Source organism: Pseudomonas sp. LB3P58 (genome assembly GCF_054897895.1).
Genome location: NZ_JBUBVE010000001.1, coordinates 214848 through 231317, shown reverse-complemented (window position 1 = coordinate 231317; position 16470 = coordinate 214848). Strand labels below are relative to the sequence as shown.

Here is a 16470-nt window from a genome sequence, read left to right as displayed (position 1 = left end):
AACCCTCTTATTGTTCTGTCAGGGTGCGCATGCGCACACCCTGTTCGAGCCGTGCCAACTGCGTGGCGTCGCCAATACCGAAACCGATCTGGGTGACCGCCATCGCGGCAATCGCCGTGGCGGTGCGCAAGGTCTGTTCAGGCGTGTCGGCGCTGAGCAGACCGTGGAGCATGCCGGCCAGTAACGAATCGCCTGCGCCCACGGTGCTGACGACACTGACCTTGGGCGGCGTGGCATGCATCGCCGAGCCGACACTGAACCAGTTCACACCATCAGCGCCGTCGGAGATCACCACGTGCTCGATGCCTTGAGCATGCAAGCGGCTCGCGGCTTGCGCTTGCGCAGCCACCGAAACCACCTCACAACCCAGCGCGTCGGCCAGCTCTTCGGTATTGGGCTTGATCAGCCACGGGCCGGCCTTGAGCGCCGCCCGCAAGGCTTCACCGCTGGTGTCCAGCGCCACGTTCAAACCGAGATTTTTCAAGCGAACAATCAACGCCTGCAGCCACTGCGGACTGATGCCTTGGGGCAGGCTGCCGGCAACGACGACCGCGTCATGACCGGGAGCAATCTGATCAAGTCGATCAAGCAATGCCTGCTGCGCGGCTTCACTCACCAAGGGTCCGGGACCGTTGATGTCGGTGATGCGCCCATCGCTTTCCGCCAGTTTGATGTTGCTGCGCGTCTCACCCGGGACACGGATGAACGCGTCGACAAAACCGCGTTTGGCGAACAGGGTTTCGAACGCTTGAAGGTTGTCTTCCCCGAGGAAACCGCTGACCGTGAGCTGATGCCCGAGGTCCGCCAGCACTTGTGCCACGTTCACGCCTTTACCGGCGGCATGGGTGTGCATCTCGTCGCTACGGTTGACTTGGCCCGGGGCAAGTAACGGCAATTGGACCGTGAGGTCCAGCGCCGGGTTGAGGGTCAGGGTCAGGATCTTGGCCATTACAGGGCCTCCACTAGTGCGCGTACTTCATTTGCGCTGCCCACGGCCAAGGCCTGTTGGGCAAGAATTTTGGTCTGCGCCAGGCTGAGTTCGCGAACCCGCGCCTTGACCTCGGCAATGCTGCGACCCGACACACTGAGCTCATCCACACCCAGACCGACCAGCACCGGCACTGCCAGCGGATCGGCCGCCAACTCGCCGCACACGCCGACCCACTTGCCGTTGGCATGCGCCGCACGCACGGTGATGTCGATCAGTTGCAGCACCGCCGGGTGCAAGCCGTCAGCCTGGGCCGACAAGGTTGGATGACCACGGTCAATGGCCAAGGTGTATTGGGTCAGGTCATTGGTGCCGACGCTGAAGAAGTCGACCTCTTTGGCCAGCACCGGCGCCAACAATGCAGCCGACGGCACTTCAATCATGATCCCCAATTGCAGGTCGGCAACCGGAATTTCCAGACGCAGACGTTCGGTCATGTCCCGCGCCTGGCGCCACTCGTCGACGCTGCCGACCATGGGAAACATGATCCGCAGCGGACGGTTGTCCGCCGCACGCAGCAACGCGCGCAATTGCGCTTCCATGATGTGCGGACGTTGCAGGGTCAGGCGAATACCGCGCACGCCGAGGAACGGGTTTTCTTCTTTGGCGATCGGCCAATACGGCAGCGGTTTGTCACCGCCAACATCGAGAGTACGTACCACCAGCGGCCGACCGGCCAGACCATCGAGCACGCGACGGTATTCAACCTCTTGGGTCGCTTCGTCCGGCGCTTGCGAGTGGGCCATGAAAATCAGTTCAGTGCGCAGCAGGCCAATGCCTTCGGCGCCCTGCTCCACCGCGCTGGTCACGCCAGCGCTTTCGCCGATGTTGGCGAACACTTCGACCGCATGGCCGTCAGTGGTCAGTGCCGGTTGATGGCGTTGTTCGGCGGCTGCTTTCAGACGTTGCTCGCGGGTGTCGCGCTCTTCGGTGGCGCGTTGCAAGGTCGCCGCGTCGGCGTCCACGTGCAGGCGGCCACGCTGACCATCAATCAGCAACGGCGTGCCCGGCGCCAGCAGCAACACCGCCGGGCCGGCGCCGACCAGCGCTGGAATCCCGAGGGCTCGGGCGACAATCGCACTGTGAGCGGTGGCGCCGCCACGGGCGGTGAGGATGCCGGCGACGCGCGCCGGATCAAGGCGGGCGACGTCAGACGGGCCGACTTCATCCATCACCAGAATGTACGGTTGCTCAGGCTCGCTCGGGGTTTCGACGCCACTCAGTTGCGCCAGCACTCGACGGCCGATATCACGCAAGTCGGCGGCGCGTTCGGCGAGCAAGGCGTCCTGCAGCGATTCCTGTTGTTTGGCCGCCGCTTCAATCACCGCCATCCAAGCCGCTTCGGCGCTTTCGCCCTGCTTGAGACGGGTGTCGACTTCATCGGTCAATTCCGGGTCGTCGAGCATTTCCTGGTGGGTGATGAAAATTTCGCGGATGGCCTTGGACTTGCTGCGTTCGATCAAGCCTTCGATGTCACGACGCACGTCCGCCAACGCCTGTTGGAGACGCTCGCGTTCGATGGCGGCAGACTCACCGCGCAGCGGGTATTCAATGGTTTGCAGCACTTGTATGTGCGCCGGGCCGATGGCGATGCCCGGTGCGGCGGCGATGGCCTGAATCAGACTGCCAGAGGCTGGCGCTAGGATTACCTCGGCCACATCGGCGATCACTTCGCGTTGTTGGCTCACGGCGGGCAGCGGTTCGACTTCTTCACCGAGGCCTTCTTCGATGGCGGCCAGCAAGGCTGGCAAGGCATCGGCGGCGATGCTCGGTTCCGCGACAAACTCCAGCACCTGACCGCGACGAGCACCGAGGCTGAGCAGTTTGCTCAAGCTCTTCACCGACACGGCGCTGTCCTGGCCATCGACGATGCGTACGCGGATTTCACCTTCAAAACTTTTCGCCAGTTGTGCGAGGATCTTCGCCGGGCGCGCATGCAAGCCGTGGGCATTGGCCAGGGCGATACGAGCGCTGGGCCAATCCGCCGGCAGCTCACCGCCCAGGACTTCGAGGACTTTACGGCTGCTGGTGGCGCGGCCCAATTCGTGGCCGCGACCTTCGATCAGCAACGCACAAAGGCGTTCGAGCAAGGCCTGATGGGCTTCACCGAGGCTGGCCAGACAGAACAGACCGCTGAGCGGCTGACCGAGGTAGCGCATGGGTTTGTCCGGCGTGACGAAGGCCAGGCCCGGACGCTTGACCGTTTGCTCACTGTGCAACCACCACAGGCCATCGCCCAGTGGTAGCGCGTCGACCTGCTGCAACACGGCCGAGAAACCGTTGCTCACACAATCGGCCTGACGCAGCAAACGTGCACCACGCCAGACCAACTCTTCGAAGTCATCGGCAGACACACCGAGGCCGATCATCTGTGCATCCAGCGCCAGTTCTTGCGGCGCGCCTTGCAACAGCTTCAACAAGGCTTCGGCGGAACTGGCGCGGCGCAGCGCCTGGCCCAGGTCGGTTTCGCCGAGGGCACGGGTCAGCAATTGCAACAGGCGCAGGTGTTCGTCGGATTTGGCCGCAATACCAATCGCCAGGTAGACGATCTGACCGTCGCCCCAATCCACGCCTTCAGGGAACTGCATCAGCCGCACGCCGGTGGAAAACACCAGATCGCGGGTTTCCGGCGTACCGTGGGGGATGGCAATACCTTGACCGAGAAAGGTCGAGCCCTGGGCTTCGCGCGCCTGCAACCCGGCGAGATAACCCTCGGCCACCAGGCCATCGGTGACCAGATGCTGCGCCAGCAGGTGCAACGCTGCGGACTTATCCACAGCCGATTGGCCCATGGATATCTGCTCTATGGTGAGCTCGAGCATGCTTTCTCCTTTTTGGCGCCTTGTGACGCCAGGTATTGTTTTGAATGATTCAGCTTAGGCTCTTAGACACACCTTTTCAGGGGCAGTTTTGGCGGTTTCGCGGCAGAACCGACAAAGGAGCCTGTAACGTAGAAAATACGCCTGCTGAAACGTTTAATCTAGAATGATTGGCACGTTACTCGATAATGTCTCATCCTTGAAGTCCAATTGTCGGATGCGTCGCGACGATGGTCGTCTGCCTTAATCGGGTAGGATTGGCGAAAATGTCGAGGCAAGCTCGAAAAAACAAGGAAAACCCGGGTTGAAACTCAGTGATATCGCCCAGTTGGCCGGTGTGTCCGTTACCACCGCCAGCTACGTCATCAATGGCAAGGCAGAACAACAACGTATCAGCAGTGCCACCGTCGAGCGCGTGCGCGCGGTCGTCGAACAACATGGCTTTACGCCCAATCCCCAAGCTGCCGGGCTGCGCAGTCGGCATACCCGAACCCTGGGTTTCATTCTGCCGGACCTGGAAAACCCCAGTTACGCGCGAATCGCCAAACTGCTGGAACAAGGCGCCCGCGCTCGCGGCTATCAGCTGCTGATCGCCAGCTCCGACGATGCGCCGGACAGCGAACGGCAATTGCTGAAACTGTTCCGAGCCCGGCGCTGCGATGCATTGATCGTTGCCAGTTGCCTGCCGGCCGGCGATGACAGCTATCGCCAATTGCAGGCCAAGGGCATTCCGATCATCGCGATCGACCGGGTCATGGAGCCTGAGCATTTCTGTTCGGTGATCAGCGATGACCGCGAGGCCAGCCTGCAACTGACCCGCAGTCTACTAGACCCGCTGCCCAAGCAGATCGCACTGATCGGCGCACGCCCCGAACTGAGCATCAGCCAGGAGCGGGCGGGCGGTTTCAAAGAAGCGTTGGACGGGTTCAAAGGCGAGGTGCTGATCGAACACGGCGAGTCGTTCAGCCGTGAATGCGGCAAACAGTTGATGGAAGAACTGCTACAGCGTCTGGGCCATTTGCCGGATGCGCTGGTGACGACTTCCTACGTGCTGCTTCAGGGCGTATTCGATGCCTTGCACGACTTCCCGCTCAAAACCCGCCCGCTGCGCCTCGGCACATTCGGCGACACGCAGCTGCTGGATTTCCTGCCGCTGCCGGTCAACGCCATGGCCCAGCAGCATCAGCTTATCGCCGACAAAGCGCTGGAACTGGCCCTGGCCGCCATCGAGCAATCGGATTACCGACCCGGCGTGCAGGCCATCGCGCGGACCTTTAAGCAGCGTATTCGCCAGGACTGAACCGTGGAGCTGATCGACAGCCACACTCATCTGGATTTTCCGGACTTCGACGAGGATCGCACGGCGTTGTTGGCCGAGAGCCGCGCCCTCGGGGTGCGGCGGATGGTGGTGCTGGGGGTTTATCAGGGCAATTGGCAGCGGGTCTGGGATCTGGTGCAAAGCGATCCTGACCTGCATGCGGCGTTCGGTCTGCATCCGGTCTATCTGGATGATCATCGTCCCGAAGACCTGACGGAACTCGGTGACTGGCTGACTCGGTTAGCCGGCCATCGACAGCTGTGCGCGGTGGGCGAGATCGGTCTGGATTACTTTATCGAAACCCTGGACCGTGAACGCCAACAGGTACTGTTCGACGCTCAACTGCAACTGGCGGCGGATTTCAATCTTCCCGCGCTGATTCATGTGCGACGCAGCCACGCGGCGGTGATTGCCACGCTTAAACGGTTTCACTTGAAACGCGCGGGAATCATTCATGCCTTCGCTGGCAGCAAAGAAGAAGCCCGCGAATACATCAAGCTTGGTTTCAAACTGGGCCTGGGCGGTGCCGCGACCTGGCCTCAGGCGCTGCGCATGCACCGTGTGCTTGCCGATTTGCCGCTTGAATCGGTGGTACTTGAAACCGATTCGCCGGACATGGCGCCTGCCATGTTCCCCGGCCAACGCAACAGCCCGGCGCATCTGCCGGCCATCTGTTCGGCACTGGCCGGGATCATGGCGATCAGTCCTGAGCAATTGGCCGCCGCCAGCACTGCCAACGCTTGTGAGCTGTTCAACTGGTAATCAGTCGGCATGGGCCTTGGCGGCTTCCAGCGTCAGCGTCATGTGTTGCCGGTGCCGGGCAAACCGCATGACGGCGAAATAGACGAAAATCGCCAACAGCGAAAAATTCAGCTGCTCCACGACGCTGAACATCCCGATCCACTCCAACACCAACGCCACCAGCAACGCGGTGCAAACCATGACCATCGTGCTCGCCCGCAGCAATGCCAGGGAGTCGAGGGACTTGAAGCGCTTGATCTGTTTCGGATCGTTCAGCTGTAAAGCTTTCTGGCAGTGGGAACACGTGAACGCTTCATTGATCGCAATGGCGTTGAGTTGCCAGGGTTTGAGCAGGAGTGTGCTCCCGCAATGAGCGCAATGACCCTGGATTCCAATCGTTACCGCAGACATAACCGAGCCTCCTCAGGGCGGGTCCAAGTGATTGATCTGCCTTCATTAAAGACCAAAAACCAGACGGCGGAGGAAAAATTGCCCGCCCGTTCAAATTGTAGGAGCCGGGGTGTTTTTCAGACCCGGAACGCGCTGATCAGTTGCTTGAGCTCCACCACCTGAGCCGACAACGCACGGCTGGCATCCTCAGTCTGGTGCGCACCTTCGGCAGTACGCTCACCGGCGCGGTTGATTTCGACAATATTCTGGTCGATGTCATGGGCCACGGCGGTCTGCTGCTCTACCGCGGCGGCGATTTGCTGGTTCTGATCGACGATCATGCCGACTGCACCGAGGATGTTTTCCAGCGCTTGCTGAACCTTTTCCGACTGCCCCACCGTGCCGTTGGCCATCTGATGACTGGTCCCCATCGCCTTCACCGCAGCGCCGACACCGCTGTGCAGCTTGGCAATCATCTGCTCGATTTCCTCGGTCGATTGCTGGGTGCGCTTGGCCAGTGTCCGGACCTCGTCCGCCACCACCGCAAAACCACGGCCCTGCTCACCGGCCCGAGCGGCTTCGATGGCCGCGTTGAGGGCCAAGAGGTTGGTCTGTTCGGCGATGCTCTTGATCACCTCCAGCACACGGCTGATGGACTGGCTGTCGCTGGCCAGTTGATTGATCACCAGCACCGACTGATCGATCTCACTGGCCAGTGCAGCGATGCTGCCCTGCTGGGACTCCACCAGCCCGCGCCCGCTGATGGTCTCATCGTTGACGCTATGGGCGCTGCTGACCGCTGCCGCGGCACTGCGTGCAACCTCAAGTGAGGTGGCCGACATCTGGTTCATGGCCGTGGCAACCTGCTCGATCTGCGTGCGCTGCCCCGCCACTGCCTGGTTGCTCTGGGCGGAAACGTTCTCCACCTGCCCGGCCTGGCGCTCGACCTCACAGACGGTCTGGCCGACCCGCTCGATCAGGTCATGGATTTTCTTCACGGTGCCGTTGAACACCTCGCCCAACTCGCCCAGTTCATCGCGGCTGTTGGCGCTGAAGGTCACCGTCATGTCGCCGGCTGCGACTTTGTCCATCACCGCGCCAAGACGCTTGAGGGTGGTGCGGGTCGAGGCGTAGAAGCCGCCATAGAGGTAAAAAATCAACACAAACACCACCGACAGCGCCACGGCCTGCAAAACCATATGGGTGCGATTCTGCTCCAGTCGCTGTTGCAGCTGGGTGCCGAGAAACTTCAGGGTGGCTTCATTGAGTTGGTAGGTCTGATCCATCAGGCCTGTGACCTGATCGTAAAAGCCCTGCCACGGCGCATCCAGCGTGTCGGCCATCACTACCTGCTCTTCGAACAGCTCACTGGCCTTTTTCAACGACGCCTTGCTGCTATCGGCCTGAGCGGCCAGGGTTTCCCGTGCCGCTTTGCTAGAGCCCATTGCGTCCTGCAACTTCAGGGCATATTCGGCCTGCAGTTTTTCGATCTGTGCCAGCAACTCATCAAAACGGGTACTCGATGCCGAGTTGAGAAAGCCCTGTCCCAGCGAAAAAGAGCCCATCGCCCGACCTTCACCCAGAAGCTGGGTCACTGGCGGGGTGACATTGGTGATGAGTTCGCTCAGCTGGCGCATGTCGCTCTGGGTATCGCGGCTGAGGCCGGCCTGAGTGGCGATGATCTGGCTGAAAATTTGCGCATTGCCGAGCAACTTGCCGATCATCGCGCTTTTGCTTTGCAGGGAGTTTTCCGCTTGCTGGGCCTTGAACGCGGCGATCATTTCATCGCGCTTGCCATCGAAAACCATGATTTGCTCGGGGTCCGCGGTCATCGCCGTCAGCCCTTGCAAACGGGTCAGCACACTTTGCCCCAGGGTACTGATCTGCGACTCGACATTGCCGGCCTTGCCAGACTGACCGAGGGTGACGTTGATCTGCACCAGGTTGTTCAGGGTTTCCAGATCGCGCCGTAACGTCAGGCTGCTGCCCAGCAGGTCGAGGCTTTGCAGTTCGACCCGGGTGCCCTGGAACTCTCGATAAGAATCGCGCACCAGATAGAAGTTGGTCACCAGCATCGGCACAAGGAACAGCACGCTGATCAGGCTGAACTTCATGCCAAAGCTCAGGCGGTTCATCAGCGCGACGGCGGGATAGAGCAAGCTCTTCACTGGAAGTCTCCCTTTGATTTCTTATTTTTATTGGCAGGCGCGGGTCGACAGCAGATAGCCACTATTCGGCGCTGTCTCTGTATAGCTCAAATCGGCGGGAGGTTTTGTAACTTAAGGTTAACGAAAAAGATCGTCCGAACGCGGCCTGAACCTTCGGCATCTCCTACAGGGATCGTATAAATCTGTAGGAGCTGCCGAAGGCTGCGATCTTTTAGGCTTTAAGCAGATATCAAGGAAGGACTGTCCACAACGCAAAACCGGCGTACCAGAGCACCGCCGCGCGCAGCAGCAGTTCCCAGATCCGGTCAAGGCTGTTGATGCCGTCAGGCCCGACCACCGGTGCCGGGATTTCACCGGCCACCAGCCCGACCTTCTCGATCAATTGGGCGGCGCTGATGTTCCAGTTCAGCAGTTCGTGCAGCATCACCCGGCTGACCGCGACAAAGTTGCCGACCAACGCAAAACTCGCCGCCAGCAAACGCACCGGCACCCAGTCGAACGCATGACGCAGTTTTGCCGCGCGCTCGACCACGGCCTGGTTCTGCCCATGTTCTTCGGCCAGGGCCAGCAGTCGATAGCTCAGGGCTGCGACCGGACCCAACAGGAAGTACCAGAAAATCACCGCAAAAAAGCTCTGATACGCCTCCCACAGCAGATGCCCTTGGACCCGTTCCAGCAGTTGCTCGCCGCTATCGGCGCAGATACCCAGGTCGCGGTTCGCCACAAGAGCGGCCGCTTCCAGGTCTTCCCGGCGCCAGGCATCGCGAAACGGCCCGAGACCGGCCAGCAGATCACCGCGGCCGAGACTGTAAATCACCACCAGCAGGTGCACCGGCAACGCCAGCAGACCGTAAGCCACCGGGTTCAGTACCAACAGCAGCAAACCCAACAGTGCCACTGGCAACAACACCAGGATCACCAAGATCAGCCACGGACTTTTCGCCAGACGCGGGCTGACCTCAAGCTTGTTCAGCTCGCGAACCCATCCACCATCGCGCTGAATCCGATGACGCAGGGCCGAGAACTTCTCGATCCAGACCGCCAACAGCAACACCAGAAAACTCATTGTTGTTCCTCTTGTGCCAGGGCAGCGCGATAGCGTGCCCAGTCGAACGCCGGCCCCGGATCGGTTTTACGCCCGGGTGCGATGTCGCTATGCCCACAGATGCGTTGTGCGGTGATACCCGTGAACGTGCTTTGCAGCTGCCGGGTCAGGGTCGTCAACGCTTGATACTGAGCATCGGTGAACGGCAGATCATCCGTGCCTTCAAGTTCGATGCCCACGGAAAAATCGTTACAGGTTTCCCGCCCTTCGAAACTCGAGACGCCGGCATGCCAGGCACGTTCAAGACAAGAGACAAACTGAGTGACAGTGCCGTCACGTTCGATCAGAAAATGCGCAGACACACGCAGGTCGGCGATCCCTTCAAAGTAGGGGTGCTCCGTGACATCCAGACGATTCTGGAAAAATTCCTGCACCTTACCGGTAGCGAACTGCGCTGGCGGCAGGCTGATGTTGTGGATCACCAGCAGGGAAATTTCGCCCGAGGGGCGCGCATTGAAGTTGGGCGAGGGGCAAATATCTACGCCCTGACACCAACCGCTCGCGGGGTCCAACTGCATACAGGTTCCTTCAACGACGACTGTGTTGGCGCCCAGTATGCCGTGATAGACCCTCGTGGCGCGATCACTTGCCGCGATTGAGGCGCCGCAGGTTGCCGATCACCGACTCCAGCGCCCGGTCGAACAACAAGGTGTCGTCCAGCGCGTGCGCCGCGCCACGCCGGAATTCCAGCGCCAGACCGGTGCGGCTGCGCTCCAGCACTTTCATCCCGGTGCGATTGACGAAAATGTACTTGCCGGTGGCTTCAATGATCGCCGCCAGCTTGCAGCGAAGGGTGTTTTCCTCGTCTTCCTGAAACTCGACCCAGCACCCCATCCGCAGTTGATCAACCTGAAGCAGACCGGCATCGTCCTCCGGCAAGCGCACTGACGCCGTATCGACCGGCCCTTCGTCGGCGGTTCGCAGGACGATTCCCTGCAGCACTTCGACCATTACCGGTGTATCGACAGACTGCTCAAGCTTTTGCCCTGGACGTTCGAACAGCTGAACGTGCAAGGCTTCCAGCTCACTGAAAAATTCGCTGGTGGCGAACGGATCAAAGGCCGAACTGCTCAGCCCGTCGCGCAACGACTTGAGCAAGCCGGGCACCAGCGCCAACAAGCGCAAGCTCGCATCGGATTCATCATGACGTTGCACGCTCCAGATCAATTGCTCCATGGACCGCACATCAGAGTGCCACTCAGCCGACTGATCGCCGTGCTTGAGACAGGTCAGCAGCAGTACCTGGCTCCACGCTTCCTGGACAAACACCACCACCCGTTGCGGCAACACTTTGCCCAACAAGGCCTGATTCAGCACCTGCTCGACGCGCTGGCGGGCCAGATCAGTCCTGGCGCGGCCTTCTTCGGCGTCACGGGTACGTTGCTCCAGCAGCTCGCAGCGACGGCGTTCGTCGCTGGTGAAGGCGAGAAAATCCGCGAGCAATTCGGAAAAGACCGCCGGATCATCGACAAAATCGTTCAGCAACCGTTGCACCACTTGCTCGATGCGCAGATACAGGCTGCCACGCTCATGGTCATCGCACTCGCCCCAGCCCATGGCAGCGGTGGCGATTTCATTGAGCAGGCGCCGGGCCGGGTGACTGCTGCGGCTGAAGAAGCTCTTGTCGAGCACCGCCACTTTCAGCATCGGGATCTGCAAGCGGCCGATCAACGCCTTGAGCGAGTCCGGCAGGTTGCGGTCATCGAGGATGCATTCGAAGAGCATGGCGATCAGGTTGATCACGTCTTCGTCAGCCACTCCAACCACGCGGGACTTGCCACTTTTGACGCTGACCCGGGTCAGCAGTTGTTCGAGCTGGTTTCGCAGATCGAAGTCGTCCTGGGCTGCCGGCGCCGGCACGTATTGCTGCAAGTGCGAGAGCAGGCGCATTAGGTCATGGGTGGAAATCGGCTGTGTCTGGGCACTGGCTTCAAGGGTTGGCGCGACACTGCCACGCACGTGAAACAGCAACTCCTGCAACGCCGCGAAGGCTTCCTGCACGCTGTCGTCGGTCGGCGGGCCACCGACGCGAGTGTTGGCCTGTGCGGGTTCAGTACCAACGCCGGCAGTTGCACGATCCGTGACCCGACGCGCAGGGGCGGGCTTAAGGTCGGGCAGAACACCGGTGGCGATCAGCAACTGATTGGCTTCGGCGTAGAGCTGATTGGCATCCCTGAGCACATAGCGTTCGAACAGTTTGAGGATGATCAGCTTGACCTTGATCTCCACCCCCAGGTTGCGCCCGGCCTGCATAAAGTACTCGCAGAGCATCGCCGGCCCCATGGGATTGTGCTGATCGAGCAGTTCCCTGCCCAGCAGTGCGCTGAGTCGGGCAGTCAGTTGGTCCAGGGCGAAGCCGTCGCGGTTCAGCACTTTGCTGACCATCGCCTCCACTGCCACGCTGCGCTCCACGTCGTCATCGGGCAGCGCCACCGAGGCGTCGAAGGTCAACGCCTGGGGCAAGGCAGACTGAATGATGTCGCACTGGGTAAGGCTGACAAAAGCCTCGAAGAATTGTTCAAGAAAGCCGCGTTCGATGTTTTTGCGCTTGAGGCGCAAGTCGCGCATGGCTTCGAAGAAGAGGTTCTGTTCGACGTCATTGCGGGCCCGGTCGGCCATTTCGAACAGCGTGTCGTCGGCATTATCGAACAGTTCCTGCAAACCATGCCTGAGCTGTTGGGCGGCCTTGTCGCGAACCTGAAGCAGAATCACAGGCAGGCGGGCGAGCGGCGAGGGAGTCGCCTGGTCGGTAGCGACCTTGTGCAAAGGCACTACATTCCCGTCGTTGTGCATTCAGGCCTCCTGAAACGGTGAGTCTTCGAAGTCGTCAATCCAAATCCACGTCAAAGCCATGACGTCAAAAGCAAGGCGGATTATCTTGCAAAAGATGTCCCCTCTACCAGCAGACTCTGCGTTTCCCATTGAAATAGACGCTTATGGCAGACGCTGACTGAGTGCCGATTACTCAGGTGAATCGACCAAATGCAGGTTTCAGAGCGATGGGAACGCCTCTGATGCCTTGGGTTGCCCAGTGCCATGGCCCTATAATCGGGCCACTTTGTTTGTGGAGTCCGTTATGCCGAATCTACGTCTCGCCGATTTGACCGCCGAAATCGAAGCCAACGTGCGCCGTGCGTTGCTCGAAGACATCGGCAGCGGCGACATCACCGCACAGCTGATCCCGGCCGAACGCCTGGCCAAAGCCACGATCATCACCCGCGACGCTGCCGTCATCTGCGGCACAGCCTGGGTTGATGCAGTGTTTCGGCAGCTGGATCCACGTGTTGCGGTGCACTGGGAGGTGCGCGATGGCGAGCGGGTGAAACCCAATCAGGTGCTGTTCCACCTCGAAGGCCCGGCGCGCTCGCTACTGACGGGCGAGCGCAGTGCACTGAACTTCCTGCAGTTGCTGTCTGGCGTGGCCACGCGCACGCAGCACCTGGCGGATTACGTTGCCGAGACTCAGGTGAAGTTGCTCGACACCCGTAAAACCTTGCCGGGGCTGCGTCTGGCGCAGAAGTACGCCGTGACCTGCGGCGGTTGCCACAACCACCGCATCGGCCTGTACGACGCCTTCCTGATCAAGGAAAACCATATTGCCGCCTGCGGTGGCATCCCGGAGGCGATCAAAGCCGCGCACAAGATCGCCCCGGGCAAACCGGTGGAGATCGAAGTGGAAAGCCTGGACGAGCTGAAGGAAGCCCTGGCGGCCGGTGCCGACATCATCATGCTCGATGAGTTGAGTCTGGATGACATGCGCGAAGCCGTGCGCCTGAACGGCGGCAAGGCGAAACTGGAGGCCAGCGGCGGTATCAACGAAAGCACGCTGCTACCGATTGCCGAAACCGGGGTGGATTACATCTCGATTGGTGCGATGACCAAGGATGTGAAGGCTGTCGATCTGTCGATGCGCCTGAGCCTTTGATTGAAAAATGTGGGAGCGAGCTTGCTCGCGATGAGGCCTTTTCAGCCAACATCAATGTTGAATGTTAGTCCGCTATCGCGAGCAAGCTCACTCCCACAGGTCAGACCACCAGATTGTTCATCTCGCAGTACTCTTCCCACTCGACGCCCAACACCTCGGCAGCCTCCTTGTGCAGAACAAGGCGCGCAGCCTCGAACTCTTCAGGGGTTGAGGTGTACTTGAGCGTCAGTTCCCACGGCTGCAAGCCCTGAGACTCTGCTTCATCCTCGAATGCCCACTGGATCTGGTCTTTCTGATCGTCGGCGGGCAAGTCCTTGATCTCTTCGGCTAGCTGAGGCGATTCCAGCAAGTACTTCTTCAGCGCTTCTGCGTGTCTGGCTTCTTGGGTCAATTCTTTAACGGTCATGGCGTTCTCTTTGATCTGGGGAATGGAAGATGGATCTGGATCATCAAGGATCTCTCTGACGCAAAAAAACCGTTTGAAGCCCGGTTTGTCTGGCCTTCAGAACCATTCGGGATCATATGAAAACAACGTGTCGCTCGTGCCCGAGACAGGAATCGAACCTGCGACCTTCGCGTTACGAGTGCGCTGCTCTACCAACTGAGCTACACGGGCAGTGGGCTAAACCTAGCACTGACTTTGGGGTCAGGCAACTTCATGGCTCGTCTCATTTTTTTGCAGGCAAAAAAATGCCCCGCAGCGTTCACTGCGGGGCATTTTTTATAACGTTGAAGCGGTCAGGCGTAGGGAGTGATTAAACGCCCGAAGCCTTGGCTGCTGCTACGTCTTTGATGGACAGCTTGATACGGCCGCGGTTGTCCACGTCCAGTACCAGTACTTCCACTTCCTGGCCTTCTTTCAGGATGTCGGTCACTTTCTCAACGCGAGCGTCGCTCAACATCGAGATGTGAACCAGACCGTCCTTGCCAGGCAGGATGTTGACGAATGCGCCGAAGTCGACGATGCGCTCAACCTTACCGACGTAGATCTTGCCGATTTCAGCTTCAGCGGTGATTCCCAGAACGCGCTGACGTGCCGCTTCAGCCGCTTCCTTGGTTTCGCCGAAGATCTTGATCGAGCCGTCGTCTTCGATGTCGATCGAAGCCTTGGTCTCTTCACAGATCGCACGAATGGTCGCGCCGCCTTTACCGATGACATCACGGATTTTGTCGGTGTCGATTTTCATCGCGATCATGGTCGGAGCGTTTTCCGACAGTTCGGTACGCGACTGGCCAATGATCTGGTTCATCTGACCGAGGATGTTCAGGCGCGCTTCCAGGGCTTGGCCCAGAGCGATTTCCATGATTTCTTCGGTGATGCCTTTGATCTTGATGTCCATCTGCAGCGCGGTAACACCTTTGGCGGTACCGGCTACTTTGAAGTCCATGTCGCCCAGGTGGTCTTCGTCACCCAGGATGTCGGTCAGGATGGCGAATTTCTCGCCTTCTTTAACCAGACCCATGGCGATACCGGCAACCGGTGCCTTCATCGGAACGCCGGCATCCATCAGGGCCAGGGAAGCGCCGCAGACCGAAGCCATGGAGCTCGAACCGTTGGATTCGGTGATTTCCGACACCACGCGGATGGTGTACGGGAACACGTCGGCAGCAGGCAACATGGCTGCAATCGAACGACGGGCCAAACGGCCGTGACCGATTTCGCGACGACCAGCGCCACCCATGCGACCACACTCACCTACCGAGAACGGAGGGAAGTTGTAGTGCAGCATGAACGGGTCTTTTTTCTCGCCTTCCAGGGTGTCCAGCAGTTGTGCGTCACGGGCGGTGCCCAGTGTTGCAACAACCAGAGCCTGGGTTTCGCCACGGGTGAACAGTGCCGAACCGTGGGTCTTAGGCAGAACGCCAACTTCGATGTTCAAAGGACGTACGGTCTTGGTGTCGCGACCGTCGATACGTGGCTTGCCGTTTACGATGTTTTCGCGAACGGTGCGGTATTCGATTTCGCCGAAAGCCGCTTTGACTTCGCTAGAGGAAGGCTGGCCTTCTTCACCGGACAGCTTGGCAACGACCTGGTCTTTCAGCTCACCCAGGCGAGCGTAACGGTCGGCCTTGATGGTGATGGTGTAAGCCTGGGAGATCGCGTCGCCGAACTCGGCACGGATGGCGCCCAGCAGAGCGGTGGCTTCTGGCTGTGGAGTCCAGGTCCAGGTTGGCTTGGCCGCTTCGGCAGCCAGTTCTTTAACGGCGTTGATCACAACCTGGAACTCGTCGTGAGCAAACAGTACCGCGCCCAGCATCTGGTCTTCGGTCAGCTCTTTGGCTTCCGATTCAACCATCAACACGGCTTCCGACGTACCGGCAACGACCATGTCCAGGCTCGAAGCTTTCTGTTGTTCGTAAGTCGGGTTCAGCAGGTAGCCGGTGCTTTCGTGGAACGCAACGCGTGCACAGCCGATAGGGCCATCGAAAGGAATGCCGGAGATAGCCAGGGCAGCCGAGGTACCGATCATCGCAGCGATGTCCGGATCGGTTTTCTTGCTGGTGGAAACGACGGTGCAGACAACCTGCACTTCGTTCATGAAGCCTTCTGGGAACAGCGGACGGATCGGACGGTCGATCAGTCGGGAAGTCAGGGTTTCTTTCTCGGAAGGACGGCCTTCACGCTTGAAGAAACCGCCAGGGATCTTACCGGCAGCGTAAGTTTTTTCCTGGTAGTGAACGGACAGAGGGAAGAAGCCCTTGCCTGGATCGGCTTGCTTGGCGCCGACCACAGTCACCAATACGCTGACGTCGTCGTCAACGGTGACCAATACTGCGCCGGAGGCCTGACGGGCGATACGGCCAGTCTCGAGGGTAACGGTCGACTGACCGAACTGGAATTTTTTGATTACCGGGTTCACGGTGTCCTACCTTCTTTTGTGGCTCTTGGGGAACTTGTCTTCTTGCGAAATTCTTGGGCAACGCCGGGAATCGGCCCGACTGTCATTGTCCAGGTAAAGCAGGTATCCAGATAAAACTTGAGGCTGGGAGCCTGCCATGCGCCAGCGGGAAACCC

At 59.8% G+C, this 16470-nt stretch carries 12 protein-coding genes and 1 tRNA gene; 3 read left to right on the top strand and 10 right to left on the bottom strand.

The window, feature by feature from the left end:
* Positions 1 to 7 precede the first annotated feature (7 nt).
* Entirely contained in the window at positions 8 to 949 is a 942-nt protein-coding gene (gene pfkB / locus ACYZTZ_RS01015; protein ID WP_461996946.1) for a 1-phosphofructokinase, read from the bottom strand.
* Entirely contained in the window at positions 949 to 3810 is a 2862-nt protein-coding gene (gene ptsP / locus ACYZTZ_RS01010; protein WP_461996945.1) for a phosphoenolpyruvate--protein phosphotransferase, read from the bottom strand. The genes pfkB and ptsP overlap by 1 nt, the downstream gene beginning before the upstream one ends.
* Before the next feature lie 301 nt (positions 3811 to 4111).
* Between ptsP and cra the strand changes: the two genes are divergently transcribed.
* On the top strand, positions 4112 to 5107 hold the full coding sequence (gene cra, locus ACYZTZ_RS01005) for a catabolite repressor/activator (RefSeq protein WP_056742871.1): 996 nt from the start codon (positions 4112 to 4114) through the stop codon (positions 5105 to 5107).
* Positions 5108 to 5110: 3 nt separating this feature from the next.
* The gene (locus ACYZTZ_RS01000) at positions 5111 to 5887 is read left to right on the top strand and encodes a TatD family hydrolase (RefSeq protein ID WP_461996944.1); all 777 of its coding nucleotides are present in this window, start codon (positions 5111 to 5113) and stop codon (positions 5885 to 5887) included.
* On the opposite strand, the gene ACYZTZ_RS00995 is transcribed toward ACYZTZ_RS01000, so the two are convergent.
* The 5 genes from ACYZTZ_RS00995 to ACYZTZ_RS00975 all read right to left on the bottom strand — a co-directional run bounded on the left by ACYZTZ_RS00995 (position 5888) and on the right by ACYZTZ_RS00975 (position 12322).
* On the bottom strand, positions 5888 to 6277 hold the full coding sequence (locus ACYZTZ_RS00995) for a hypothetical protein (RefSeq protein WP_461996943.1): 390 nt from the start codon (positions 6275 to 6277) through the stop codon (positions 5888 to 5890). It abuts the gene before it with no gap.
* 116 nt (positions 6278 to 6393) lie between these two features.
* Positions 6394 to 8424: a methyl-accepting chemotaxis protein gene (locus tag ACYZTZ_RS00990; RefSeq protein WP_461996942.1), complete on the bottom strand. Its 2031-nt coding sequence runs from the start codon at positions 8422 to 8424 to the stop codon at positions 6394 to 6396.
* Between the two features lie 229 nt (positions 8425 to 8653).
* Positions 8654 to 9490 (bottom strand): regulatory signaling modulator protein AmpE, encoded by an 837-nt coding sequence (gene ampE, locus ACYZTZ_RS00985; RefSeq protein ID WP_461996941.1) that lies wholly within the window; start codon positions 9488 to 9490, stop codon positions 8654 to 8656.
* On the bottom strand, positions 9487 to 10047 hold the full coding sequence (ampD, locus tag ACYZTZ_RS00980; RefSeq protein ID WP_056741082.1) for a 1,6-anhydro-N-acetylmuramyl-L-alanine amidase AmpD: 561 nt from the start codon (positions 10045 to 10047) through the stop codon (positions 9487 to 9489). Before ampD ends, ampE begins: the two co-directional genes overlap by 4 nt.
* 64 nt (positions 10048 to 10111) lie before the next feature.
* Entirely contained in the window at positions 10112 to 12322 is a 2211-nt protein-coding gene (locus ACYZTZ_RS00975) for a DUF1631 domain-containing protein (RefSeq protein ID WP_461996940.1), read from the bottom strand.
* Positions 12323 to 12605: 283 nt separating this feature from the next.
* Between ACYZTZ_RS00975 and nadC the strand changes: the two genes are divergently transcribed.
* Positions 12606 to 13454, top strand: a complete 849-nt coding sequence (gene nadC / locus ACYZTZ_RS00970; protein ID WP_461996939.1) for a carboxylating nicotinate-nucleotide diphosphorylase — start codon at positions 12606 to 12608, stop codon at positions 13452 to 13454.
* Positions 13455 to 13554: 100 nt separating this feature from the next.
* Here the strand turns inward: nadC and ACYZTZ_RS00965 are convergent, their stop codons facing one another.
* The 3 genes from ACYZTZ_RS00965 to pnp all read right to left on the bottom strand — a co-directional run bounded on the left by ACYZTZ_RS00965 (position 13555) and on the right by pnp (position 16315).
* Positions 13555 to 13860, bottom strand: coding sequence for a DUF6388 family protein (locus tag ACYZTZ_RS00965; RefSeq protein ID WP_046046051.1), 306 nt, complete (start codon positions 13858 to 13860; stop codon positions 13555 to 13557).
* Positions 13861 to 13997: 137 nt separating this feature from the next.
* A tRNA-Thr gene (locus ACYZTZ_RS00960) sits at positions 13998 to 14070 on the bottom strand.
* Between the two features lie 139 nt (positions 14071 to 14209).
* Positions 14210 to 16315: a polyribonucleotide nucleotidyltransferase gene (gene pnp / locus ACYZTZ_RS00955; protein ID WP_046045794.1), complete on the bottom strand. Its 2106-nt coding sequence runs from the start codon at positions 16313 to 16315 to the stop codon at positions 14210 to 14212.
* Between the last annotated feature and the right edge of the window lie 155 nt (positions 16316 to 16470).